The sequence below is a fragment of the Pseudomonas sp. GYB4201 genome (assembly GCF_056312595.1).
Genome location: NZ_JBWGIG010000016.1, coordinates 81,717 through 106,699, shown reverse-complemented (window position 1 = coordinate 106,699; position 24,983 = coordinate 81,717). Strand labels below are relative to the sequence as shown.

At 65.1% G+C, this 24,983-nt stretch carries 22 protein-coding genes; 3 read left to right on the top strand and 19 right to left on the bottom strand.

The window, feature by feature from the left end; translation table 11 throughout:
• Positions 1-123: 123 nt before the first annotated feature.
• On the top strand, positions 124-762 hold the full coding sequence (locus AC0Z2B_RS17035; protein ID WP_473005040.1) for an NADH:ubiquinone oxidoreductase subunit N: 639 nt from the start codon (positions 124-126) through the stop codon (positions 760-762).
• 109 nt (positions 763-871) lie between these two features.
• Here AC0Z2B_RS17035 and AC0Z2B_RS17030 read toward each other — a convergent pair whose 3' ends face one another.
• The 9 genes from AC0Z2B_RS17030 to AC0Z2B_RS16990 form a co-directional block, all read right to left on the bottom strand.
• On the bottom strand, positions 872-3,325 hold the full coding sequence (locus AC0Z2B_RS17030) for a TonB-dependent siderophore receptor (protein ID WP_476298186.1): 2,454 nt from the start codon (positions 3,323-3,325) through the stop codon (positions 872-874).
• An 85-nt stretch (positions 3,326-3,410) separates the two neighbouring features.
• Positions 3,411-4,373 carry a FecR domain-containing protein gene (locus AC0Z2B_RS17025; protein WP_476298184.1) on the bottom strand — a complete coding sequence of 321 codons (963 nt, stop codon included), beginning with the start codon at positions 4,371-4,373 and terminating at the stop codon, positions 3,411-3,413.
• Positions 4,363-4,863, bottom strand: coding sequence for a sigma-70 family RNA polymerase sigma factor (locus AC0Z2B_RS17020; protein ID WP_476298182.1), 501 nt, complete (start codon positions 4,861-4,863; stop codon positions 4,363-4,365). Before AC0Z2B_RS17020 ends, AC0Z2B_RS17025 begins: the two co-directional genes overlap by 11 nt.
• A gap of 134 nt (positions 4,864-4,997) precedes the next feature.
• Positions 4,998-5,468, bottom strand: a complete 471-nt coding sequence (locus AC0Z2B_RS17015) for an SRPBCC family protein (protein WP_476298180.1) — start codon at positions 5,466-5,468, stop codon at positions 4,998-5,000.
• Between the two features lie 27 nt (positions 5,469-5,495).
• On the bottom strand, positions 5,496-8,885 hold the full coding sequence (locus AC0Z2B_RS17010) for an amino acid adenylation domain-containing protein (RefSeq protein ID WP_476298178.1): 3,390 nt from the start codon (positions 8,883-8,885) through the stop codon (positions 5,496-5,498).
• Positions 8,886-8,900: 15 nt separating this feature from the next.
• Positions 8,901-9,830: a diiron oxygenase gene (locus AC0Z2B_RS17005; RefSeq protein WP_476298176.1), complete on the bottom strand. Its 930-nt coding sequence runs from the start codon at positions 9,828-9,830 to the stop codon at positions 8,901-8,903.
• Positions 9,827-10,600, bottom strand: coding sequence for a DUF3050 domain-containing protein (locus tag AC0Z2B_RS17000; protein WP_476298174.1), 774 nt, complete (start codon positions 10,598-10,600; stop codon positions 9,827-9,829). The genes AC0Z2B_RS17005 and AC0Z2B_RS17000 overlap by 4 nt, the downstream gene beginning before the upstream one ends.
• A 533-nt stretch (positions 10,601-11,133) precedes the next feature.
• Positions 11,134-11,889: a thioesterase II family protein gene (locus AC0Z2B_RS16995; RefSeq protein ID WP_476298172.1), complete on the bottom strand. Its 756-nt coding sequence runs from the start codon at positions 11,887-11,889 to the stop codon at positions 11,134-11,136.
• A 74-nt stretch (positions 11,890-11,963) separates the two neighbouring features.
• On the bottom strand, positions 11,964-12,653 hold the full coding sequence (locus AC0Z2B_RS16990) for a GntR family transcriptional regulator (RefSeq protein WP_416421809.1): 690 nt from the start codon (positions 12,651-12,653) through the stop codon (positions 11,964-11,966).
• 357 nt (positions 12,654-13,010) lie between these two features.
• On the opposite strand from AC0Z2B_RS16990, the gene AC0Z2B_RS16985 reads away from it, so the two are divergent.
• Complete coding sequence (locus AC0Z2B_RS16985) at positions 13,011-13,382, top strand: helicase (protein ID WP_416421810.1); 372 nt, start codon at positions 13,011-13,013, stop codon at positions 13,380-13,382.
• A 34-nt stretch (positions 13,383-13,416) separates the two neighbouring features.
• Here the strand turns inward: AC0Z2B_RS16985 and AC0Z2B_RS16980 are convergent, their stop codons facing one another.
• From AC0Z2B_RS16980 to exbB, 6 genes are all read right to left on the bottom strand, one after another.
• Complete coding sequence (locus AC0Z2B_RS16980; RefSeq protein ID WP_476298170.1) at positions 13,417-14,817, bottom strand: aminoacyl-tRNA deacylase and HDOD domain-containing protein; 1,401 nt, start codon at positions 14,815-14,817, stop codon at positions 13,417-13,419.
• A 128-nt stretch (positions 14,818-14,945) separates the two neighbouring features.
• Positions 14,946-17,021 carry an ATP-dependent DNA helicase RecG gene (gene recG / locus AC0Z2B_RS16975; protein WP_473005049.1) on the bottom strand — a complete coding sequence of 692 codons (2,076 nt, stop codon included), beginning with the start codon at positions 17,019-17,021 and terminating at the stop codon, positions 14,946-14,948.
• Positions 17,018-17,950: a hydrogen peroxide-inducible genes activator gene (locus AC0Z2B_RS16970; protein WP_416421813.1), complete on the bottom strand. Its 933-nt coding sequence runs from the start codon at positions 17,948-17,950 to the stop codon at positions 17,018-17,020. The genes recG and AC0Z2B_RS16970 overlap by 4 nt, the downstream gene beginning before the upstream one ends.
• A 93-nt stretch (positions 17,951-18,043) precedes the next feature.
• Positions 18,044-18,787, bottom strand: a complete 744-nt coding sequence (locus tag AC0Z2B_RS16965; RefSeq protein ID WP_416421814.1) for an energy transducer TonB — start codon at positions 18,785-18,787, stop codon at positions 18,044-18,046.
• Positions 18,784-19,209, bottom strand: a complete 426-nt coding sequence (gene exbD, locus AC0Z2B_RS16960) for a TonB system transport protein ExbD (protein ID WP_476298168.1) — start codon at positions 19,207-19,209, stop codon at positions 18,784-18,786. The genes AC0Z2B_RS16965 and exbD overlap by 4 nt, the downstream gene beginning before the upstream one ends.
• A gap of 3 nt (positions 19,210-19,212) precedes the next feature.
• Entirely contained in the window at positions 19,213-20,175 is a 963-nt protein-coding gene (exbB, locus tag AC0Z2B_RS16955; protein ID WP_416421816.1) for a tonB-system energizer ExbB, read from the bottom strand.
• A gap of 190 nt (positions 20,176-20,365) precedes the next feature.
• Between exbB and AC0Z2B_RS16950 the strand changes: the two genes are divergently transcribed.
• The gene (locus AC0Z2B_RS16950; protein WP_476298166.1) at positions 20,366-21,223 is read left to right on the top strand and encodes an SDR family oxidoreductase; all 858 of its coding nucleotides are present in this window, start codon (positions 20,366-20,368) and stop codon (positions 21,221-21,223) included.
• Positions 21,224-21,311: 88 nt separating this feature from the next.
• Here AC0Z2B_RS16950 and AC0Z2B_RS16945 read toward each other — a convergent pair whose 3' ends face one another.
• Genes AC0Z2B_RS16945 through rpoZ form a run of 4 tightly spaced genes read right to left on the bottom strand, consistent with a single transcriptional unit; the run spans position 21,312 to position 24,949 of the window.
• Entirely contained in the window at positions 21,312-22,049 is a 738-nt protein-coding gene (locus tag AC0Z2B_RS16945) for a hypothetical protein (RefSeq protein WP_416421818.1), read from the bottom strand.
• Between the two features lie 59 nt (positions 22,050-22,108).
• Complete coding sequence (locus AC0Z2B_RS16940) at positions 22,109-22,489, bottom strand: RidA family protein (RefSeq protein ID WP_008366837.1); 381 nt, start codon at positions 22,487-22,489, stop codon at positions 22,109-22,111.
• A gap of 30 nt (positions 22,490-22,519) precedes the next feature.
• Positions 22,520-24,628: a bifunctional GTP diphosphokinase/guanosine-3',5'-bis pyrophosphate 3'-pyrophosphohydrolase gene (spoT, locus tag AC0Z2B_RS16935; RefSeq protein ID WP_416421819.1), complete on the bottom strand. Its 2,109-nt coding sequence runs from the start codon at positions 24,626-24,628 to the stop codon at positions 22,520-22,522.
• Positions 24,629-24,685: 57 nt separating this feature from the next.
• Positions 24,686-24,949, bottom strand: coding sequence for a DNA-directed RNA polymerase subunit omega (gene rpoZ, locus AC0Z2B_RS16930; protein ID WP_003177259.1), 264 nt, complete (start codon positions 24,947-24,949; stop codon positions 24,686-24,688).
• Positions 24,950-24,983 lie beyond the last annotated feature (34 nt).

Here is a 24,983-nt window from a genome sequence, read left to right as displayed (position 1 = left end):
CGCCGCAAGCTGTCCTATGCTCTGATTTATCGGGTTCCTGTGGTCTGTTCATGACCGCGCGGCGGTACTCACGCGGATTCTTTCAGTCATCACTGGCCCCGGGTCAATGGGATGATAATAACTATGAAAGATTCCTATGCTCCTGGCTTCTGGTGCGCCACCACGGCGCTCGGATTGATCACTGCCACCTACTTCTACGGGGTCGTCCAGGCCCATCAAATCGAGCAGGCCCTGGTGTTCTTCAATAGCGCGCTGGGCCTGATCGGCGTGCTGGCGATGGCGGTACTGGCCTGGTCGGCGCACGAAAACGCCCAGCTGAAAAAACGACGAGAAACCCAGGGCCACACCCTGGTACGCATCTGGGACACCAAGGTTGCCCTGCGCAAGGTCGAGACCGTGTTCGACCGTTATTTCTGGGGCAGCTACTGGCAACCCGGGCGCACCTTCCAGGAGGTGATGGGCGACCTGGCGGGCACGCCGCTGGAGAAATCCCTGGAGGCGCTGAAGCGCCAGTGCGAGGGGCTCGACGAGGAGATCCACGACAGCCAATGGCACTGGCTGGACAACGCCCGCGAGCTGTCCACCGTGGCCACGGCGCTGGCGCGCCAGCGCTACCTGCTGGACTTCTGCGACCCGCGCACCACCATCAAGGGCGGTGCGGTGGTGGACCGCGAGATGGAGACCCTGGTGTACACCTGGTCGGCCCGGTTGCGTGCGTTCGATCATCAGCTCGATGAGCTTGAGACCGAATATAACGTGTGATGCCTGACGCGGCCTTCGGCCGCTGCTACGGGGCGGGATCCGTATTGACGTTATCGCGACGTCATTATCTTACCGGCCCGTAGCAGCGGCCGCAGGCCGCGTCCGGGGTTCAGAACCGATAACTCAAGGTCGCCGCCACGTTGCGCTCCTCGCCCACGTAGCAGAAGTTCAGGCTGGCACAGGTGGCCACGTACTTCTCGTTGGTCAGGTTGTTGGCGTTCACCCGCAGGTCCAGGCCCTTGAGGCCCAGCTTGCCCAGGTCGTAGCCCACCGAGGCATCGTAGAGGGTATAGGCCGGCACCTTCGTGGTGTTCTCGGCATCGGCCCAGCTGTACCCCACGTACCGCACGCCAGCACCCAGGCGCAGGCCATCCAGCGCGCCTTCGCTGAATTTGTAGTCCGCCCACATCGACGCCATCTGCCGCGGCGCCTGGGTGGGCGAGTTGCCCTTGTTCTCGATGAGGTTGTCGGCGGTGCTCAGGGTGCTGATCATCGACTTGGTGTACTTGAGGTCGGTGAAGGTGTAGCTGCCCAGCAGTTTCAGGTTGTCGGTGAGTTGCAGGTGCGCTTCCAGCTCCACGCCCTGGGAACGCACGGCGCCGATGGCGCGGTAGAAGTTTTCCTGGGGCAGCTTGGTGGCCAGGTTTTCCTGGTCGATGCGGAACACCGAGGCGGTGTAGAGGTTGTCCGAGCCCGGCGGTTGGTACTTCAGGCCGGCCTCCCACTGGGTGCCGTCGGTGGGCGGCAGCGGGTTGCCGCTGGCGTCGGAGTAGGAGTTGGGGTTGAACGACTCCGAGTAGCTGAGGTACGGCGCGATGCCGTTGTCGAACAGGTAGAGCACGCCGGCGCGGGTGGTCAGCTTGCTGCGCTCGTCGCTGATGGTGGTGCCCAGCGGGCGGTTGTATTCGGCGATGCGGTTTTCATCCGAGGTCTTCACCCAGTCCTGGCGCACGCCCAGGGAGAAACGCCATTTGTCCAGCTCGATCAGGTCCTGCAGGTACACGCCGGTCTGCTGCAGGCGGCGCAAGTAGCTGGTGGGGCTGTAGTAGCTGATGGTGGAGTTGCCGTACACCGGGTTGAAGGCATCGATGGGCGCCAGCGAGCCGCTGGTCCAGTCGACCACGGTCTTGCGCCATTGATAGTCCACGCCCAGCAGGGTGGTGTGTTTGGCGGCGCCGGTGAAGTATTCGGCCTGCAGCATGTTGTCGATGATGAACGAGTGCAGCTTCTCGCTGGCACCCGAGTAGTAGCGGTTCAGCTCATTGCTGCTGGGCGACACCCAGCCGTAGCCGTAGACCTGGGCCAGGTCGACCTTGGAATCCAGGTAGCGGAAGTTCTGCCGCGCGGTGAAGACGTCGTTGAAGCGATGCTCGAACTGGTAGCCGAACGACTGCTGGTCGCGGCTGTAATGATCCACCCCAGGTTCGCCCTCGAAGAAGTGCTCGGAGATGCGCTGGCCATTGTGCTGGTGCAGCAGGCCGTCGGCAGGCAGGCCGCCGTGGTAGCCGCCCTCGGGGTCGTGCTGCAGGTAGGCCTGCAGGGTCAGCGAGGTGTCTTCGTCGAAGTCGATGCTCAGGGTGGGCGCGATGGCGTAGCGCTTTTCTTCGTTGTGGTCGAACTGGGTGTCAGCCTCGTGGGTGAGGCCGGTGACGCGGTAGGCAATGCGCTTGTCGTCATCCAGCGGGCCGCTGAAGTCGAAGCCCACGCCGTGCTGGCCCTGGGTGCCGACGGTGGCCTGGATCTCGTGGTAGGCCTCGTACAGCGGCTTCTTGGTGGTCAGCGCCACCAGGCCGCCGGGCGAGCTGCGGCCGTAGAGCACTGACGATGGCCCTTTCAGAATGTCGACCCGCTCGAGAAAGTACGGGTCGATCTGCATGGTGCTGTAGGTGCCGCTGTCGCCCATGGACTTGAGGCCGTCGATGTAGATGTTGTCCACCGAGCCGTCGTTGAAGCCGCGCATGGCCACGTAGTCGTAGCGGTGCGTGGCGCCGTAGGGGTTGGTCAGCACGCCGGGGGTGTAGCGCATGGTCTGCGACACGGTTTGCGCGCCCTGGTCGTCCATCTGCTGGCGGGTGACCACCGACACGCTTTGCGAGGTTTCCAGCAGGGCGGTGCTGGTCTTGGTGGCCACCTGGCTGTGGGTGGCGTTATAGCCGTCCATGCTGCCCAGCGCGTTGCCCAGGGCAAAGCCACGGACGTCGGTGCTGGGCAGGGTCATGGCCTGGTCCTGGGTGGCTTGCAGGATGAAGCTGGCACCGTCGGCGCTGCTGGCGCGCAGGCCGCTGCCGGCCAGCAGGGTGCTCAAGCCCTGTTCGATGCCGTAGCTGCCGTGCAGCCCAGGGCTTTGCTTGCCCTGGGTCTGCGCCGGGGTGGCGGCCAGGGTGATGCCGGCCTGGCGGGCGAACTGGTTCAGCGCATCCCCCAGGCTGCCGGCGGCGATGTCGTAGCTGCGGTTGGCGGCCTGGCGGGTGTCGACAGCGGCGGCGTGGGCCGCCAGGGGCAGGGCGGCCAGGCCCATGGCGGTGGACAGCAGCAGGGAGAGTGCGGGGGTTTTGCCGGTCATGGTGCGGTTCCAAAGGGGCATGAACAGGTTGATTACTGTCCAAGCCGGTTGGCGCGGCAAAACCCGCCAAAAATTTTTTCGGCGCTCACGCCGCTTCCAGCTGCACCCAGAACCGCGTGCGGGTGTGCACCTGCACCGGCAGGGTCTGTGGCAGCAGGGCCAGCAGCGCGTCGGTGTCGGCCAGGCGGAAGACGCCGGACAGGCGCAGGTCGGCGATCCCGCTGGCGCAGCCCAGGTAGCCGTGGCGGTAGCGCCCCACTTCCTCGAGGAACGCCTGCAGGCGCATGTCGCGGGTGACGATCAGGCCGTCGGCCCAGGCACCCATGTCCATGTCCGGGCGGGCGATGAGGCGCAGGCCCTGCTGGTCCAGCTGCCAGCTCTGGCCCGCCTGGGCCCAGGTCAGCGCGCCGCCCTGGGCCGGGTAGATCGCGACCTTGCCGCTGGTCACGCTCAGGCGCGTGCAGGTGCCCTGCTGGCGCACGCTGAAACGACCTTGCGCGGTTTCGAACAGGCCGTCGCGGTTGCTCACCTGGAACGGGCGCGAGTCGGGCTGGCAGCTGATCATAATTTCGCCATGCCTGAGGCTGACCAGCCGTTGCCGGGCGTTGAAGCGCAGGTCGGCGGCGCTGTGAGTGTTGAGCTGCAGCTGCGAGCCATCGGGCAGGTTGAAGCGGCGTTGTTCGCCGACGCCGGTGGCGAAGTCCGATGACCACTGTTGCCATTGCTCAAGGTCGCGGCCCAACCAGCCGGCGCTGCCCAGCAGCGCCACCACGCCCAGCAGCTTCAGCGCCTGGCGCCGGCCCAGGCGCTGGGCGCTGGCTTCCAGTGCCTGGCCGGCACCTGGCACGGCGCGGTAGTGGCTGGCCACTTCCTGGCTCATGGCCTGGATGCGCTGCCAGGCCAGCTCGTGGCGCTGGTCGGCCGCGCGCCAGTCGGCGCACTGGCGTTGCAGGCGCGGGCTGGCGCGTTCGCTGCCCATGCGCAGCATCCAGTCGATGGCCTGGCGCACCATCTGCGGGTCGGGCGCGGCGCCCGGTTCAGTGTTCATAGCGCAGCACGTAGCAGTGGTAGAGCGCGTCAGCGACGTAGCGCTCCACCGAGCGCAGGGAAATGCCCATCTGTGCGGCGATGTCCTGGTGGCGCATGCCTTCGCACTGGGACAGCAGGAACGCCTTGCGCACCTTGGGTTTCAGGCCGTCGAGCAGGCGCGCGATGCCTTCCAGCAGCTCCAGCAGCAGCGCGCGGGTTTCCAGGCACGGCACCTGGGCGGCGGGCAGGTGGGCGATGGTTTCCAGGTAGGCGCGGTGCAGTTCCTCGCGGCGCCAGTGGTCAATCACCAGGCCCCGGGCGATGGTGCGCAGGAACGCGCGGGGGGCGCTCAGCTCCAGGCGTTCGGTGCGCTGCAGCAGGCGCAGGAAGGTGTCTTGGGCCAGGTCCGCGGCATCGGCGGCGTTGCCCAGCCGGCTGCGCAGCCAGGCGTTGAGCCAGCCGTGGTGGTGATGGTAGAGCGAGTGCACGGCATTTTCTTGGGAGGGCATGAGGATGCGCTGCGCGAAACTGCATGAATGATAATTAGTCTTATTTTCATGAAGCTTTGCACATTTTGCAACAACCCGGACGCGGCAGGTGCCCGTAGCAGCGGCCGCCAGGCCGCGTCCGCAATCACCGCGTGCTATTCGAACAGCTTGCGGGCGTTACCCATGGCGTCATCGGCAAAGCCCTGCAGGAACTGCTTGAACCCAGGCAGGGCCTCGGCACCGCCCTTCGCAGGCTCCCCCTGGATGGTCCACAACGCCCGGGACCTGCCCGGGCCATCGGCGAATACCTCCATGGAGGCCCACAGGTTGCCGATGTCCAGGGTGGTGTAGATCAGGCTCCAGGTCATGCGCCGCGCCTGGCTGTCATGGCTGTTGAGTTGCTCGACGACAATGTTCTCGCCATCGGCGAAGTGCTTGATGCGCAGTGCGCGCGGCCCTTCGCCGAGCATGTCGATGCGCGCCAGCGCCGGGATGAACTTGTGGAAACCGGCAAAGTTGCCAACCAGCGCCCACACCGCAGCGGCATCGGCGTTGATGGCCACTTCGGCGCTGACGGTGCAGCCCTGGGGGTGACGGATCAGGGTATCGGGTACGAGTGCGTTCATGGTGCTTCTCCTTGGGGTGGGGATAACTCAGATGAACTGGATTTCCTTCAGGTACGCGCAACCCTTGCGCAGCAGCGCCGGGGTCTTGCTGGGGTAGCGCTCGCCCATGCGCTGCACGCCGTCGCGGGCGTTGCCGTGGTCGATGCGCGAGATGTCGCCGATGTCCTCTTCGAAGCCGTCGAGGTAGAAGCCCAGCACGCCGAACAGCGCGTTGTCGGCGTCCACCCGGCCCAGCTGCTGTTGCCACTGGGCCACGCTGACCAGCTCGAAGTCGCGCCCCGCCTCGCGGAACGCCGCCACGTAGCTGGCCCAGCTCAACGGTTCGGGGTTGTGCAGGTTGAACACCGCGTGGCGGGCCTGGTAGCGGCTGCTGTGGAAGGCCAGGAAGCGCGCCAGGAAATCCACCGGCATCAGGTCGAAGTTGAGGCTCAGCGCCGGCACCTGGCCCAGCTGCAGCGAGCCCTTGAGCATCAGCATCAACCGGTTGCGGTGCGGCTGGCACACCCCGGTGTGGCTGTTGAAGGTGATGTTGCCGGGGCGGTAGAGGTTGGCCCACACACCTTGCTCGCGGGCGCGCTGGAGGATGCGTTCGGCCACCCACTTGGACAGGTTGTAGCCGTTGCGGATGTAGATGGGCGGAGTGTCGGCCGGCGGTTCCTCGCGCACGTTGCCGTCGGCGTCGATGACGCTGGAGGCCGACAGGGTAGAGACGAAATTGAAGATTTTCTTGCAGCGCCCTTCGCACAGGCGCAGGCAGTGGAACACCGGCTCTACGTTGCTGGCCGCCAGCGCCTCGTAGTCGAGCACGTGGTTGACCACCGCGGCATTGTGGATCAGTGCGCCGTAGCGCTGGTCGATATCCGCGTACACCGCATCGCTCAAGCCCAGTTTTGGCTGGGTGATGTCGGCGGCGTGCACGCGCACGCGGCTGAGGTCCAGGTGCTGCAGGCGGTTCTCCTCCAGCGCCTGCTGGAAGCGTTCGCTGGCGCTGGCGCCGGGCTGCGCACGCACCAGGCACGCCACCTCGGTGGCGCCCCAGGCCAGCAGCGCCTCGACGATGTGCACGCCGAGGAAACTGTTGGCGCCGGTGACCACCACCTTGTGCACGTCGCCCAGGCGGTCCATGGGCAGGGCGCGGATATCCAGTTCGCGGAAGGCGTCGCTCAAGGCCTGGGCGCTGACCTGGCGCACCTGGTCCTGCACGCCGGCCACCAGTTCGGCCAGGCGCTGCAGCGTCGGCTGTTCGATGAAGCGGTTGATGGATATCCCCGTGCCGAAGCGCTCGCGAATCTGCAGCAGCATCTGCGACAGCAGGATGGAATGGCCGCCCAGGTTGAAGAAGCTGTCCTGGGTGCAGATCTGCTCGCCAGGCAGTTCCAGCAATTCGCTCCACAACGCCAGCAGTTTGGCTTCGGCGGCGTTGCTGGGCGCTTGTCGTGGCTTGTCGTGGGCCGCTGCCTGGGGTATCGCCAGCAGCGCACGGCGGTCGACCTTGCCGTTCGGGGTGGCCGGCAGCACGGCCAGTTCGCTGTAGTGCAGCGGGCGCATGTAGTCGGCGAGGTGGGCCTGGGCGTGAGCCGTCAGGTGCGCCAGCGCGTCGGCCTGGCGCGGCTGGGCGACGAACGCCAGCAGGCGCTTTTGCGCGTCCACCACCACGGCCACCTGGCCGAACTGGCCGCTGGCGCGCAGGCAGTGCTCGACCTCCTCGGGCTCGACGCGGAAGCCGCGGATCTTCACCTGATTGTCCCGCCGCCCGGCCAGGGCAATGCCGTCGTCGCACCACTGGCCGATATCGCCGGTGCGGTAGGCGGCCAGTCGCTGGCCATCGGGCAACGCCAGGCTAACGAAGCGCTGCGCGCTCAAGGCCGGGTTGTTCAGGTAGCCCAGGCCGGTGCCGGTGCCGGCGATGTACAGCTCGCCGGGGGTGTTGTCGGCGACCGGCTGGCCGTCTTCGTCGAGGATCAACACCTGCGTGTTGGCGATGGGCTGGCCCAGCAGGCGCGGGTTATCCCCCGGCTGCATGCGGCGGGTGGTCGCCAGGATCGTGGTTTCCGTGGGGCCGTAGATATTGTGCAACTGGCAGCGGCCGGCGAAGTTGGCCAGCACCGCCGGCTCGCACACGTCGCCGCCGGTGACCAGGTGCTGCAACGCCAGCGGCCGGTCGGCGGGCAGGATGCTCAGCAGCGCGGGCGGCAGGAACGCGTGGCTGACCTCCAGGCCATTGATGAGCGCCACCAGTTGCTCGGGGTCGCGGCGCTGGTCTTCGTTGGGCAGCACCAGGGTTACCCCGGCGATGAAGGTGGGCAGGATGTCGAGCAGCGAGGCGTCGAAGCCGATGGTGGAAAACTGCAGCACCCGGCTCTGGCTGCCCAGCGCCACATGCTGGCGGTACCAGGCCTGGAAGCTGTTGAGGTTGGCGTGGCTGAGCAGCACGCCCTTGGGCTGCCCGGTGGTGCCGGAGGTGTAAATGGCCACCGCGGGCACCTCGCTGCCCGGCGTTTGATCGAACAACAAAGTGCGCGTGGCCGCTGGCAGTCCCTCAACCCCCAGGCAGGCCATGCCTTGCGCTTGAAACGGAGCGCTGCCGCTGTGCAGCAACAGGGCGGCGCCGGCGTTTTCGGCGATCGCCTGCAGCCGCCGGGGCGGGTGGCTGGGGTCCATGGGCAGGAACACGGCGCCGCTACCCAGCACCGCCAGCAGCGCGGCATACAGCGCCGGCGACTTGCCCAGGCACACGCCGATCACTGGGGGCTGGGCGCGGTCCAGCCAGGGTTGCAGGGCACTGCGTATCGCCAGCGCCTGGGCATGCAGCTGCCCGTAGCTCAGACTGCCATCGCTCCACAGCAACGCTGGCTGGCGCGCATGGCGCAGCAGGCTGGCCTGTAGCTGTTCCACCAGTGCCGGCTGCGCGCTGTCCAGCCATTGCGGTTGTCGGGTCTGGTTGAAGGGGTGTTGGTAGGCCAGCACCTCAAGGGCCTGCAACCCCTGCTGGCCGGCCAGCCCCGCGGCGTCGCAGGCCGGCCAGCGGGCGAAGTGCTGCGGGTCGCGGGACAGGCGGCTGACCTCCAGAGTCAGCCGCTCCACCAGGCTGTCGATGACCTGCGCGCTGAGCATGGCGCCGTTGCCGCTGGGCGGCGTTGCCAGGGCCTGGCAAATAATCAGCCGCTGGGCCTGGGCGCTGCCCGCCCAGCATTGCCACTGCACGCTGGGCAGTGGCGCCGTACCGTTGGCCAGGCTGACCCGCAGGCCCAGGTGCAGGCAGCGGGCGCCAGCGGGCACGGGGGCGCTGCCGTCCTCGATCAGCAGGTCGGCGGGGCCGCCGGCTTCGTCCACCTGGTGCCCGTACTCGCGCAAGGCGGCGCCCAAGGCCTGCAAGGCCCGGCTGGAACCGCACAAGATGATCTGCAGACGTCTCATGATCTTCTCCTTGAATCAGCTCAGGTAAGCGGCCAGGGCATCGCGCACGCAGGGGCTATCGAGCATCGAACTGCCCTGGAAAAACCGCAGGATGTTGGCCAGCAACGGGTGCTGGTGGTTGATGGGGTAGGCCAGGGCCTGCACTTCCTCGGCCAGGGCCCGACGTACGCCGGTATCGGCATGCAGGTGCTCGATCAGGCTCAGGTCGAAGGCCTGCTGGATATCGTTGGTCAGGTAGCGCTCGATGAAGGTCGGCAGCATCCGCGCCAGGTGCGCCTGGTCGGCGGCGGGCGCCGCTTGCCAGTAGATGCGCACCAGGCGGGTCCAGAACGTCGAGTGCCGACCTTCGTCCAGCAGGTGGTCGGCCATCAGCCCCTTGATCGAGTCTTTCACCGTGGCGTCGCGGGCGAACGCGGCCACGTCGTTGGTCAGGGTGTTTTCGGCGATCGCCACGCAGATCAGCTCGCCGGCCTGGCGCAGCCCTTCGGGCAGTTGCGCCAGTGCCGCCGGGATGGCCCGGCTCAGTTCGATTTCACTGGGCAGGCCGATGGGCTCTATGCCTGTCAGCTCGATGGTCTGCTGCATGAAATCCATGGCCACCAGGGCGTGGTAGTCCTCGTCCACCACCACGGTCATGGCGTCGTAACGGCAGGCAAAGGGCAGCGCCATGGCGAACCGCCCGCGAGCGATGGCGCCGGCGGTATGGTTGACGATCTCGGTCTCGAAAATCACCACGTCGTGGATGAACTTGTACAGGCTCTGCACCAGGGCGAAGTCGCGCAACTGCGGGCACTCGCGCTCAAAGGTGGCGCTGAGCACCAGCGGCTGGCGGCTGACCGGGTAGATCAGCCGCTGGTCGTCCTCCACCCGCCGTCGCGGCCGGGTGCGGATGGTCGCCCGGCTCTCCCAGGCGTCGGCGAACGAGCGGTAGTCGGCGGCGTTCATGCGCTCACCCCGGCGCGGGCGTGCAGGGTCGCCCGCAGCCCGTTCCACAACGCCATGCGGCTTTCGATGGCCGCCAGCGCCGCCTCGTGCACTTCCTGTTGGCGCTGCGGGTCATCGTTAACCAGGCGGTCCAGCAGCGATTGCGCGGCCGGGCCGTGGTCGTCCGAGTCGACCTCGATGTGCCGTTGCAGGTAATAGTGCAGGGTAGGGGCCTGTTCCCGGGGTATTTGCCAGTCGTCCAGCAGTTGCTGGAACATCTGCGGAATGACGCTCTCGCGGCCATGCAGGAACGCTGCCGCGACCATGTGGGCCGGCGCGTGCAGGGCGGTGTCCAGGGTGTTGCAGACAAACCGTACCGCCGCCGGGGGGGCGTTGACGCTGTGCAGGGCGGTCAGGTAGTTGACGCCTTCGGCCTGCAGCTGCACGAAGCGCTCGATAGGCCCGGTATCGGCACCAATCTCGCGCATGGCGTCCAGGTACAGTTCGAAGTGGCTGTAGTGGCCTTCGAGCAGGTGGTCGTCGGTTTCTTCCCCCAGCACAATCTCGTTGATCAGCCTGGCGGCCTTGGGGTCTCGTGGTGGCAGCCAGGGCAGGCTGACGCAGGTCAGTTCACGTTGCAGGCGCTTGGTCAGGGACATGAAATCCCATACCGCAAATACATGGGTTTCCATGAAACGCTGCAATATGGGCAACGAGTTGATCTCGGCAAAGATCGGGTGGGCACCCAGTTCGTTTTTCTTTTGTTCAAGCACAACGTTTTGAAAGGTCATGGCACTTCCTCACTGTTTCGAACAGGTCGTCAACGGAATTAACTTTGTCTGCGGCAGTCAACTCGAAAGCGGCTGAATATCTCCTTTGTTTTCGTGGGTAAATGTAAAATATTGTTATTGGCTAAATGGGTGCTGTTGGGTGCTGCCCTCCAGCCCTTTCAACGCTAGACCATGAAGTTGTTTTTGTTCAAATAAAATCGTTAAAAAACAACAAGTTATGATTTTAAAAACAATAAGGTTTCGCTAAAACCGGCGTCGCCAGTTTTAGAGGCGCAAGCGCTCCCCTTTCAACGTTTTACGGTCAAAATCAATAACAGCGAGTGAATGCATCACTCGGAGCACTCGAAGTTTTGGGGTGGGGGGTTTTATTTAATCGAGGGACAAGCCCGGCGCGCGTTGCTCCTGCATGGGTGACTGTCGGCGGCCCATAGTTTGTATGGGCTGGTCACGGCCCTGAGGCCAAGGCAAAGAGTGTGCGTTAAATGGTCAGATTGCCATCAGGGGGCGATTACAGGAGGTAAGCAAGCGGAGAGTCAGGCGCTGAGCAGGCCCAGATGGGTATTGATGATATGTAGCAGGCGCTGGCGCTGGCTGTGCACGAAGAAATGGTCGCCCGGCAGCTCGATCAGCTCGAATTCACGCGCGGTAAAACCTTGCCACGGCAGCATGTTGGCCATGGGTTCCAACGGGTCCTCACTGCCGTACAGGGCCGTCAGTGGCACATGCAGTGAATGCCCGACGGTGTCTGACCAGGATTCAGCCAGTTGCAGGTCGCGGCGCAGCATGGGTTCGACCTGGGCGACAAAGTGAGGGTCGGACGACTGTTGGGGGGTAATGGCGTTCAGGGCTTCGAGGGCCCGGAACAATTGCCGGCCAGGCAATTGATGCAGCAACGGAGTGCGTGGGGAAGTGTCGGGGCTGCGGCAGGCGGCGATGAACAGGTGCCGGGTCTGGCGAGGGAAGGCGCGGATGGCCCGCTTGGCGATCTCGTAGGCAATGCTGCCGCCCAGGCAATGGCCGAACATGGCGTGGGGCTCGGCCAGCAGCGGCTTGAGCTGGGCGAAGGTCTGCTCAAGTAACCGCGGCCAGTCGTCCAAGGCCGGTTCGTCGGCCCGTGCGCCGTGGCCGGGCAGGCAAACCGTGACCAACTCGATGTGGTCTTCGAGGTCTTCGGCCAACTGCAACAGCTGCGCCGGGTCGGCCCCCGCGCACGAGAAGCAGATCAGGCGCATCAGCGTGGGCTGCCCGGAATTGGCGACCAGCAACCATGGGTTGTTTTGAACGTGCACGGCCTTTCCCCCGCCCGGGCCGTGCCGGGCATGTCTTACCGGGGCCGCGCCGCCTCCCTGGGCGCGGCGCCCGTTCAATCCGGCTGGCGAGTGTCGAGATAATGCCGGATGGTTGCGGATGCGTTGTTCAGGTGCCGTTGCAGCACGGTGACCGCGCGTTCGACGTCGCGGTCCTGCACGGCATCCACCAGTTCAATGTGGTCATCCTGGGTGGGCTTGCCCAAGCCCATGGACGACAGGTGGAAGCGCAGGAAACGTTCTTCCTCGTTCAGCTCCTGCTCGATCAGCCGCAGCAGCTTGCGGTTGCTGGAGCCGGCATACAAGGACAGGTGAAACAGGCGGTTCAGGCGGCCCAGCTCGCTGAGGTTGGTCTCGGTGTCGAGCTGATCGATGTAATGGCGCGCTTCGGCGATGTGCGCTTCGGTCAGGTTGGGCACCGACTGGCGCAGTGCCTCGGTTTCCAGCAGCAGGCGCAGGTTGTAGGTGTCCACGGCGTCTTCGCCGATCAGTGGCGCCACCACCGCGCCCTTGTGCATGACCACCTTGAGCAGTGACTGCGCTTCCAGCTGGCGCAAGGCCTCGCGCACCGGCATGCGGCTGACGCCGAACAGCGTGGCCAACTCCTGTTGGCGTACTGCCATGCCCGCGGGTAGTCGGCCGTCCAATATGGCGCTGCGCAGCTTCTCCTCGATAACTGACCGAGCCAGGTGGGCTGGAACCTGCTCGGTGCCCAGAATGGAGCTCAACGACTTTTTGGCTGTCACGATCGGGCTACCTGCATAAATGTAACGCAACGTGTAAAGGATCCAATAGAAGCTAGTGGGCCCCGGTGTTGCTGTCAAACGAGTGGCCAGATGGTTTTTTTGTACGGTCTGATTCGTACAGGCTGAAAACGTACCGTCACGTTCGAGTTTGTTATCGTGACGGAGTTTTCTCGACTTTGAAAGGTGGCGAATCGCCCAGTGTGTTGCCTGCTTAGACAGCCTGATAATTCGCCGATATGGCGTCTAAAAACCTTGTTTGGCGGGCAAAATCGTTAAAAAATGATTTTGTAGTGGTGCCGTGCGGCGATAGCGGTACACTGCTGCGTACCCTATTGATGATTTTTCCGAGGCGCGTACATGAAGTTTCGCTTTCTGCTCTGGGCCATGGGCATGTTGATGGCCCGGGCCAGCCGCACCAACCCCGCTTTCAGCCAGCAGCTCAAGGACCGCGACCTGGTGTTCCAGCTGCAGACCCTGGACGGCAAGGTGGCCCGGCATTTCATCGTCAAGGACATGCGCGTGACCAGCAAGGGCGGCACCGTGGCCGACCCGGCGTTCGCCATCGCCTTCAAGGACGCAGCCTTCGGCTATGAGACCCTGCAGGCCAAGAACAAGCAGCTGGCGTTCATGCAGGGTATCCAGGACAAGACCATCCAGATCAAGGGCAACCCGGCGCTGGTGATCTGGTTCCAGGGCATCATGAAATACCTGAAACCGAAGAAGAAATAAGCCCGTGGGAGCCGGCAAGCCGGCTCCCACACGGTCAGTGGTGGTTGAACTGCGAAGCCAGTTCGCGCAGCAGTACCTCGGCGTCCAGCACTTTGCTGACCACTTCCTCGGCCTTTTCGCGGCTCAGCCCCAGGCGCTCCAGCAGCTCGTCGGGAATGCCTTCGTCGGCGCCCGAACCGATGCCGCGGCTGCGCAGCAGGCGCACTGCCAGGCACACCAGGTTCGGGTACTGGGCGTAATCACCGTCGTAGCCTGGGTCGTGCTGGAAGCGCAGGGCGCTGGCCAACTCCTCGGGCATGTCCCAGAAACGCATCAGCCAGGCGCCGATCTGCTCGCGGGTGATGCCCAGCAGGTGCTGTTCCACGTAGCTGTGGCACAGGTGCGGGTTGACCTCCAGGTGGCGGCAGATCAGCGAGAAGTGCGGCGGGAACACGTGGGCCAGCAGCAGGTAGCCAAAGTTGTGCAGCAGGCCGGCCAGGTAGGTCAGCCCGGTTTCGGGGCGCTGCGCCCGCGGGATGGCGCGGGTCAGGCCTTCGATCACCGCAGCGGTGTAGATCGACTGCTGCCAGTATGGCGTGGCATGTTGCGGCTGGTCCTTGGGCAGGCTCAGGGTCTTGCCCAGGGCCAGGCCCAGCGCCAGGTTGATCACCAGGTCGAAGCCCAGCACGCGCACGATGGCGTCTTCCACCGAGCGAATCTTGCCCGGCGACGCGTAGTACGGCGAGGCCGCCCAGCTGACCACCTGCGCGGCCAGGGCCGGGTCGGTCTCCACCACGCCGGTGATGTCGTCGATGGTGGCGTTGGGGTCCACGCGCAGCTTGATGATTTTCTGCGCGGTTTCCGCCAGCGGCGGGATCTCGATGGTGGCTTCCAGGCGTTGCTGGATGCGCCGCGCGGTAAACGCCTGCACCGCCTGGGTGATTTCCTGGCGGTCGTCGTGGGGGCGGTCGAGGTTGGGGCGGATGCTGCCCAGCGGCTCGCCGAAGTTGCCGGCGCTGGCCTTGTTGAGCATCTTGCGGAAATCGTCGCGGGTGATTTCCAACAGCAGGCCCGGCTGGCCCGAATTGATCAGCAGGTCGCTGGCGTCCAGCAGCCGTTCGTCGTACAGGCAAGGCGAGCTGGTGAGTGCCGGCAGGCCGGGCAGCTGCTTGAGGTCGTGCTTGGCCAGCATCTTGTCCAGGCGATCAAGCGGCACGGCGGTGAGCCGGCGCCCGGTCAATTCCGCCAGACGGTTCAGGTCCAGCAGCTGATTCTGCGGGAACAACACCATGAGCGCGCCAACGGCATCGTTGAGCAGCACTGCCTGAACCTTGCGCGCAGGGTCCAGCTGCGGGTGGTCGAGCACCTCGCGATAGCTGATGACCAGCTTTCCCAGCATATCGTGAATGACAGACGGGGTGTGGGGGGTTGCGGTGTCCAGGGCAACTTCAGGCATGGTCTGTATCCATATTCCTACATGGCCGACAGTATACCCAGCTTGCAGGCGCTGCTGGATCCATCGTGCCAAGTCTTTTTTGAGCGTTACGTCGCAACCGCGGCGAAATAGCCGCGGTGGACGCGTTCCTAAACCTGTCCGTATTGCTGGCCGTGCCTCAGCCAGCGTTCCAGTAGCGGGTCGACGTGCGCAGGCCATTGCGCAAGCAAGGTCTGAGCCGCGTCCCGTACGGCTGGCAGCAGGTCGGCATCACGCATCAGGTCCGCCACCTTGAACTGTAGCAAACCGGTCTGGCGGGTACCGAGCATCTCGCCGGGCCCGCGCAGTTGCAGGTCTTTCTCGGCGATGACGAAGCCATCGTTTGTTTCGCGCATGATACCCAGGCGCTCGCGGCCGATCTGCGACAGGGGCGGGTGATACAGCAGCACGCAGTGGCTGACGGCGCTGCCACGACCTACCCGGCCGCGCAGCTGGTGCAATTGCGCCAGGCCCAGGCGCTCGGGGTTCTCGATGATCATCAGGCTGGAATTAGGCACGTCCACGCCGACTTCGATCACCGTGGTAGCCACCAGCAATTGCAGTTCGCCGGCCTTGAACTGCGCCATGATCTCGGCTTTTTCCGCCGGTTTCATGCGCCCGTGGATTAGGCCCACGCGCAGTTCGCCCAGGGCGCTGGTCAGTTCCTCGAAGGTGGTTTCGGCGGCCTGGCAGGTCAGCTCCTCGGATTCTTCGATCAGGGTGCACACCCAATAGGCCTGGCGGCCTTCGGCGCAGGCAGCGCGCACCCGCTCGACCACCTCCAGGCGCCGGCTGTCGGCCACCAGCACGGTGTTCACCGGGGTGCGGCCGGGCGGCAGTTCGTCGAGCACCGAGGTGTCAAGGTCGGCGTAGGCGCTCATGGCCAGGGTACGCGGGATGGGCGTGGCGGTCATGATCAGCTGGTGCGGGCACATGCGCCCGCCCACGCCCTTCTGGCGCAGGGCCAGGCGCTGCTGCACGCCGAAGCGGTGCTGTTCGTCGATGATCACCAGCGCCAGGTTGGCGAACTTCACTTCGTCCTGGAACAGCGCGTGGGTGCCGACCACCATGGGCGCGCCGGCCGCGATCTGTTCCAGGGCGGCGACCCGCGCCTTGCCCTTGAGCTTGCCGGCCAGCCAGGCTACTTCGATGCCCAGCGGCTCGAGCCAGCGCTTGAAGGTGATGAAATGCTGTTCGGCAAGGATTTCCGTGGGGGCCATCAGCGCCACCTGGTAACCGGCTTCCAGTGCTTGCAAGGCGGCCAGCGCCGCGACCACGGTCTTGCCCGCGCCCACGTCACCCTGCACCAGGCGCAGCATGGGCTCGCGCTGGCTGAGGTCGTAGGCGATTTCCTTGCCCACCCGTTGCTGCGCGCCGGTAGGGGCGAAGCCCAGGTTGGCCAGGTACTGCTTGGGCAGGCGCTTGGCCACGGGCAGCGCGGGCGCGCGCAGGGCCCGCAGGCTGTCACGCAGGCGTGCCTGGGACAGCTGGTGGGTCAGCAGCTCCTCGAAGGCCAGGCGGTGCTGGGCCCAATGGTGCCCCACGGCCAGCTCTTCCAGGTCGGCATCGGGCGGCGGGTGGTGCAGGTAGCGGATGGCCTCGTCCAGCGGCGCCAGTTGGTGCTCGCGGGCAAGCTCGGCGGGCAGCCAGTCGGGCAGGCTGCGCGGGCCGAGCATGGCCAGGGCCTGTTGCGACAGCTGCCGCAGCCGGGCCTGGGTCAGGCCTTCGGTGGTGGGGTAGATGGGCGTCAGCGTCTGTTCCACCGGCGCCGGCTCGTCGCCGGTGAGGGCGCGGTATTCGGGGTGGTAGATCTCCAGCCCCGAGGCACCAGGCCTGGCTTCGCCGTAGCAGCGCAGGTGGGTGCCGCGCTTCAGGGCTTCTTTCTGCGCGTTGCTGAAATGGTAGAAGCGCAGGCTCAGCGAACCGGTGCCGTCACCCAGGCGCACCAGCAGGCTGCGGCGCTTGCCCATGGCCACGTCGGCGCCGCTGACCACGCCCTCGATCACCGCGTCCTGGCCGGGGCGCAGGGCCCCGATGGGCACCACGCGGGTGCGGTCCTGATAGCGCAGGGGCAGGTGGAACAGCACGTCCTGAAGATTTTCCAGGCCCACCTTGGTGAGCTTTTCGGCCATGGCCTCGCCAATGCCCTTGAGGGCGGTGACCGCTACCTTGGACAGCTCGGTCATGTGGCGACTTTGCTCAACGGCGTCGGCTTGGCCACGGAGCACAGGCGGATGGAGTCAGCGAGGATCTCGATGGCCTTGGGCCGCGGGAAGCTGGCACGCCAGGCGATGGCCACGGTGCGGAACGGCGACGGCGGGGTGAGCGGGCGCACGTCGATCACGCCGGGGGCGTAGTGGTGGCTGTGCACCGCCGACAACGGCAGGATCGACACGCCCAGGCCGGACGCGACCATGTGGCGAATGGTTTCCAGCGAGCTGGATTCCACCGTGGTGTGCTTGGCGCCTTCGGTGCCCTTCACCAGGGTCGGGCAGGCTTCGAGCACCTGGTCGCGGAAGCAGTGGCCTTCGCCCAGCAACAGCAGGCTCTTGTCGTTGAGCAGCGACGAGTCGATGGTCTCTTTCTGGGTCCACGGGTGGCCAGCGGGCATCAGCACGTAGAACGGCTCGTCGTACAGCGGCAGCGTCAGCACATCGGCCTCGTTGAACGGTAGGGCGATGATCACTGCGTCCAGTTCGCCATTGCGCAGCTTGTCGCGCAGGATGTGGGTGAAGTTTTCCTCGATGTACAACGGCATCTGCGGGGCGACCCGGTGCAGTTGTGGGATGAGGTGCGGGAACAGGTATGGGCCGACGGTGTAGATGGCACCGACCTTCAGGGGCGCGGTCAGTTGGTTCTTGCCGGCCTGGGCCAGCTCGCGGATGCCCTGGGCCTGTTCAAGGACCTTCTGGGCCTGGGCGACGATGCCCTCGCCAACCGGGGTCAGGCGCACGGCGCTCTTGCTGCGCTCGAAAATAAGCACACCCAGTTCATCTTCGAGTTTCTTGACCCCCACCGACAAGGTCGGCTGGCTGACATGGCAACGCTCGGCGGCGTGGCCAAAGTGCTGCTCCTGGGCGAGGGTGACGATGTAGCGCAATTCTGTGAGAGTCATAACGTGCGTCCATGAAGTTGCGGGCCCAGCATAGCGGCTGCAATCGATAGACGCACGTTATCAAGGTTGCATCTGTATGTCAGAAACAGATATTCATCTTTTGTCCAGCGAGTAGACGAACGGCGCTACCACTTCCAGGCTGCCGTTGTTCAGCAGCTCCTTGGGCGGCGGCGGCAACGGCTGTGCCCGGCGGATCATGTCCAGGGTCGCGCGGTCCAGCGCTGCGCTGCCCGAACCACCGGCCAGCTCGTACGACAGCACCTTGCCTTCGGCGTCCACCACGAAGCGCAGGCGGTTCACGCCCTGCATGCCGCGGCGACGAGCGTCCTCGGGGTACTTCTTGTACTTGGCCAGGTGGCGCAACAGGTCACCCTGCCAGTTGGGCAGCGCGTTGCTGTTGGACGGCATCTGCGGCTGGGCCACGGGGGCCTTGGGCGCAGAGTCCTTCGCCGGGGCGGTGTCGACGACCTTCTCCGAAGGTGGCGTTTCCTGCGGCGGTTCCGGCTTCTTCTCAGGCTTGGGCGGCTGTGGCTTGGGCTTGGGTTTTGGCTTTTCCTGCTTGGGAATCGCAATCGTCGGCTTCGGCGCCTCGGCCAGCTTGGGCAGTGGCAGTTCCTCTACCGGGGTTGGCGGCGTGGGCGGCGTGATCACCTTGGGCGGTGGTGGCGGCGCCACTTCCGGCACTGGCGCCATTTCCACCATCATTGCCATGGGCGGCAACTCCGGTGGTGGCGCGGCGTGCCAGTTCAGCGCCAGGGCGATGGCCAGGGCATGCACCCCCAGCACCACCGCCAGGCTACCGCCGTAACGCGTCAGCTTATGGCGCGTCGTGATCATTTCTTCCCTACCGTCTCAAGGCCTACCAGGCCAACCTTCAGGTAGCCGGCGCCGCGCAGGGCGTTCATCACGTCCATCAGGTCGCCGTAGTCGACGCTCTTGTCAGCCTGGAAGAAGATCGTGGTGTCCTTCTTGCCCTTGGTCTTGGCGTCGAGCACCGGGCCCAGTTGGGCGCGGTCGATCCTGTCGTCACCCAGGTACAGGCTCTGGTCGGCCTTGACGCTGAGGAACAGTGGCTTTTCCGGTCGTGGCGCCGGCTTCGCCGTGGAGGCGGGCAGGTCTACCTTGATGTCAACGGTGGCCAGGGGGGCTGCGACCATGAAGATGATCAGCAGCACCAGCATCACGTCAATGAAGGGCGTGACGTTGATTTCGTGGTTCTCGGCGAGGTCGTCGCCACCTTCGTTCAGGTGCAGACCCATGGATTAACCCACCTTCACCATGTGTGGCGAAGCGCTGCGCTCGCCTGGCTGGTGGTCCAGGTCACGGCTGACCAGCAGCAGTACCTGGGCGGATGCGTCGGAAACCTGGGCCTTGTAGCCGGCGATGGAGCGGGCGAAGACGTTGTAGATCACTACCGCTGGAATAGCGGCAACCAGGCCCAGGGCGGTGGCCAGCAGGGCTTCGGCGATGCCGGGGGCAACCACGGCCAGGTTGGTGGTCTGGGTCTTGGCGATGCCGATGAAGCTGTTCATGATGCCCCACACGGTGCCGAACAGGCCGACGAACGGCGCAGTGGAACCGATGGTAGCCAGCACGCCGGTGCCGTTGCTCATGTTGCGGCCGCAGGCGGCAACCAGGCGCTCCAGGCGGAAGCTCACGCGCTCCTTGATGCCTTCCTTTTCGCGGGCGTTGGCTGACAGGTGCATCTCTTCCAGGGCGTCGTGCACCAGCAGGTGGGCCAGGGTGCCGGACTTGCTGGCGGTTTCGCTGGCAGCGGCAAGCGTGGTGGCCTTCTTCAGCTGGGCGATCTCGCCACGCAGGCGGCGCTTGGCGCCCAGCAGCTCGAAGCCTTTGGCGATCCAGATGGTCCAGGTGATGATGGAGGCGATGGCCAGGCCGATCATCACGATCTTCACGATGATGTCAGCGTTCTGGAACATGCCCCACGGCGACAGGTCGTGGCCCAGGCCGAAGCCGGTTTCAACGACAGGCTCGGCTGCGGCGTCGTCGGCAGGCTGTGCGTCAGTGGCGGCTGGCAGGGCAGTGGTGTCCGCAGCGGCTGGCGCTGGCGCGGCCACGGCGGCGGCCGGCGCGGCCTGGTGGGCCTGGGCAGCCGGTTCGTCGGCGAAGGCCGCCGGGGTCAGGGCCAGGCCGATCATCAGGGCGGCAATACCGCGCCAAGGGCGTGTACGAGAGGGCGAAACGCTAGGGCGATTAGGAGTCATGCTGGCCGGACCTTAGAGGAGTAAGGAGTGGATGTCCTTCCAGGCCTCGAGAGCGGGCCGAGAACAAAATGGGCCGTTATTATTGCAAGTAATTCTTGTTAACAAAAGCGATACGCTGGATTTTTTTCCTGCAATTTGTCGCTATTGTGGTATCCAGAGCAGTGTGCTGCGTTGATTCAGGAGTAAGGAAATGCCCGTGCCAAGCGTTTTGATCATTGGATGTGGCGATGTCGGCGGCCGCCTGGCCAGGCAGCTGCTTGCGCTCAATTGGCAGGTCCACGGGTTGCGCCGGCAGGTGGCCAGGCTGCCCCAGGGCGTGCTGCCGGTGGCCGGCGACCTGGCCGCGGAGCAATGCCCGGCGGGCTGGCCCCAGGGGCCCATCGACTACGTGGTGTACTGCGTGGCGGCCAGCCAGCATGACGAGGCCGGGTATCAGGCGGCTTACGTCGACGGGCTGACCCGGGTGGTAGGTTGGCTCAAGGACAACCGGCAGGCGCCCCAGCGGCTGGTGTTCGTGTCCAGCAGCAGCGTGTATGCGCAATCGGGTGGGGAGTGGATTGACGAATATTCACCCACCGAGCCCACCGCGTATTCCGGCCGCCTGATGCTGCAAGCCGAGCAGGTGGCCCGGGTCAGCGGCTGGCCGGCCACTATCGTGCGCCTGACCGGCATTTACGGCCCTGGCCGCGAGCGGCTGCTGGAGCAGGTACGCCAAGGCTATCGGGTAGCCCACGAGCCTGCGCTGTTCGGCAACCGCATCCACAGCGACGATGCCGCCGGGCTGCTGGCGTTTCTGTTGCAGCAGGATGTGCAGGGCGAACCGGTAGCCAGTTGCTACCTGGGCGTGGACGACAAGCCGGCGCCGCTGGCCGAGGTGGTGGAGTGGTTGCGGGCGCGCCTGGGCGTGCAGGGCTGGGCGGAGGAGGCCAGCGTGCGCCGCAACGGCAACAAGCGCTGCAGCAATGCCCGGGCCCGGGCGTTGGGGTGGGCGCCGCAGTACCCCAGCTATCGCGAGGGCTATGAAGCCATCCTCTCCACTCCCCTGTAGCAGCGGCCCTTAGGCCGCGTCATGGGCACCGCGGTTAGGCAGGCTCACCGCCGGACGCCGCCTGCGGCAGCTGCTACGGGAAGAGGGGTTATTGCTTCTTTAGCAGCCAGCGGCGGGCGCCGGCCTTGAAGCTGGGCATCTCGTCGGCCTGGGCCTGGTTGACCACCTCGAAGATTTCCAGCTGCTTGCCGTCACGCTTGAAGATGTACGGCGCGCCTTGCTTGTTCAGCTCGATCCACATGCTGTCGGCATCGCCGGTCATGGTCGCGCAGTCGCCCGCCAGGCACAGGGCATAGCGGTCGGCGTTGGGGAAGCCGGCCAGTTGGCCGTTGGCCATGAAATGCACCACGCCGCCTTCGCCGGCGCCTTCGACGATCTTCCATTCGCCACCCAGGTAGGCGGCATACAGCGCCTGCTCGAAGCTGCTGCCCAGTGGGGCGCCAGGGTCGACGCTGGTCTTGGGCTTGACGAACACCTGCTTGGGGCCCGACTGGCTGGCCGCCAGGATCAGCTCGTCGTCATCGGTGGTCAGTTGCAGCTGCTGGTGGCCCTGGAAATCGGCCGCCCATTTGCCTTTGCCCAACGGTTGCAGGTTGCCCTGGGCACGTTCAAAGCCGTTGCTGAAGCTGACCTGGCCAGCCTTGCTGTTGAGCTGCCATTCCAGCACCGGGCCATTGGCGCCCAGGGCGTCGCGCAGGCCTTGGCCCTTGGCGGCGGTATCGATGGCTTTCTGGTTGATCCAGACCCCGCTGGGGTCGACATTGCTGTGACTGGCGCAGCCGCTCAGTAGGGCGGCCAGCAACGGCAGGACAAGCGCGTGGCGCATGTAGGGAATCCTTCCGGGGAGGGGAAAGGCGAACCGCCTGGCGCTTCGCCGTACTCGGTTTACTCGACGACCAGGATGGCGTCCATTTCAACCTGTGCACCGCGTGGCAGTGCGGCCACGCCGATGGCGGCGCGGGCTGGGTATGGCTGCTCGAAGTAGCGGCCCATTACCTCGTTGACCTTGGCGAAGTGGCTCAGGTCGGTCAGGAAGATGTTCAGCTTGACGATGTCCTTGAACGAACCGCCGGCTGCTTCGGCCACGGCCTTCAGGTTTTCGAAGACCTGTACGGTCTGGGCTTCGAAACCTTCCACCAGTTCCATGGTTTTCGGGTCCAGCGGGATCTGCCCGGACATGTAGACGGTGTTGCCCGCCTTGATGGCCTGGGAGTAGGTGCCGATGGCGGCCGGGGCCTTGTCGCTGGTGATAACGGTCTTGGTCATTGGTGACTCCTTGGCAGGGGGAAGGCCGCGTTACGCACGCATCCGCGTGATACGGATGACGCCGGTCAGCGCCCGCAGTTTCTTGATCACGCGAGCCAGGTGCACGCGGTCGTGCACGCTGACGACCAACTGGACCACGCTGATGCGACCATCGCGCTCGTCCATGCTGATCTTTTCGATATTGCCATCGGCGGCGTTGACGCTGCTGGCCAGCAGGGCAATCAGGCCGCGCTGGTGCTCGAGCTCCACGCGCAGCTCGACATTGAATTCGCCCGTGACGTCCTTGGCCCAGGAAAGCTGGATGCACTTTTCCGGGTTGTGGCGGATTTCACTGATGTTGCGGCAGTTTTCCAGGTGCACGACCATGCCCTTGCCCGCCGACAGGTGGCCGACGATAGGGTCGCCCGGGATCGGTGTGCAGCACTTGGCGTAGCTGAGCACCAGGCCTTCGGTGCCGCGGATGGCCAGCGGGCCTTCCGGGCTGGGCAATTGCTCGCCTTCGCTGGCCAGCAGGCGGCGCGCCACCACGTAGGCCATGCGGTTGCCCAGGCCGATGTCCTCGAGCAGGTCTTCGATCTGCTCCAGGCGGTATTCGGCCAGCATGGCGTGCACGCGTTCAGCGGGAATGTTTTCCAGGGCACTGTCGAAGCCGTTGAGCACCTTGTTCAGCAGGCGTTCGCCCAGGCTGATGGACTCGGAGCGGCGCTGCAGCTTCAGCGCGTGGCGAATGTGCGTGCGCGCCTTGCCGGTGACCACGAAATTGAGCCAGGCCGGGTTCGGCCGTGCGCCCGGCGCGCTGACGATTTCCACCGTGGAGCCGCTTTGCAGCGGTTCGGACAGTGGCGCCAAGCGGCGGTTGATGCGGCAGGCGATGCAGCTGTTGCCCACGTCGGTGTGCACCGCGTAGGCGAAGTCGACAGCCGTGGAGCCTTTGGGCAGCTCCATGATGCGGCCCTTGGGCGTGAACACGTAGACCTCGTCCGGGAACAGGTCGATCTTCACGCTTTCGATGAATTCCAGGGAGTTGCCGGCACGTTGCTGCATTTCCAGCACGCCCTTGACCCACTGGCGGGCACGGGCATGGGTGCCCTTGGGCTGTTCGTCGTCGCTGGACTTGTACAGCCAATGGGCGGCGATGCCGTTGTTGGCCATCTCTTCCATTTCACGGGTACGGATCTGGATCTCGATCGGTACGCCGTGCATGCCGAACAGCGTGGTGTGCAGCGACTGGTAGCCGTTGGCCTTGGGTATCGCGATGTAATCCTTGAAGCGCCCAGGCAACGGTTTGTACAAATTATGCACGGCGCCGAGCACGCGGTAGCAGGTGTCGACCTTGTCCACCACGATGCGGAAGGCGTACACGTCCATGATCTCGTTGAAGGCGCGGCGCTTGCCGCGCATCTTCTTGTAGATGCCATAGATGTGCTTCTGGCGGCCGCTGACGTCGCCCTCGATGCCGTCCACGGCCAGGCAATGGCTCAGGGACTGCTCGATCTTCTGGACGATCTCCTTGCGGTTGCCGCGGGCGCGCTTCACCGCCTGGTAGATGCGCGCGGAGCGCATGGGGTACATGGCCTTGAAGCCCAGGTCCTCGAATTCCACGCGCACGTTGTGCATGCCCAGCCGGTTGGCGATGGGGGCGTAGATTTCCAGGGTTTCCTTGGCGATACGCCGGCGTTTTTCGCCGGACAGCACTTCCAGGGTGCGCATGTTGTGCAGGCGGTCGGCCAGCTTGACCAGGATCACGCGAATGTCGCGTGCCATGGCCATCGCCATCTTCTGGAAGTTCTCGGCCTGGGCCTCGGCCTTGGTCTCGAAGTTCATCTGGGTCAGCTTGCTGACCCCATCCACCAGTTCCGCCACGGTCTCGCCAAACTGCGAGCTGAGGGCTTCCTTGGCGATGCCGGTGTCTTCGATCACGTCATGCAGCATGGCCGCCATCAGGCTCTGATGGTCCATGTGCATGTCGGCAAGAATGTTTGCCACCGCCAGCGGATGCGTGACGTAAGGCTCGCCGCTGCGGCGGCGTTGGCCGTCGTGGGCTTGTTCGGCGTAGAAGTACGCCCGGCGGACCAGGTTGACCTGGTCGGCACCGAGGTAGGTCGATAAGCGATCGGCGAGGGCGTCTATGCTCGGCATGATGACTCCTGCCGTAGGCTGTGTTCCCGCGCCGTGCTACGTCGACCAGGCATAGGCTTAGACGGCCTCGTTGGACTCGTCCTCGAACGCTGCGAACAGCGGTTCGTCCTCGACGATTTCGGCGTTGGCGATGAACTCGTAGCTCATCAGGCCTTCGGCGATTTCGCGCAGGGCCACAACGGTAGGCTTGTCGTTTTCCCACTGGACCAGGGGCTCTTTGCCGCCGGTGGCCAGTTGACGGGCACGCTTGGTAGAGAGCATGACCAGCTCAAAGCGGTTTTCCACGTGTTCTAGACAGTCTTCAACGGTTACGCGGGCCATGGTCTTCCTCGTAGCAAATGCAGTATGCGCGCAG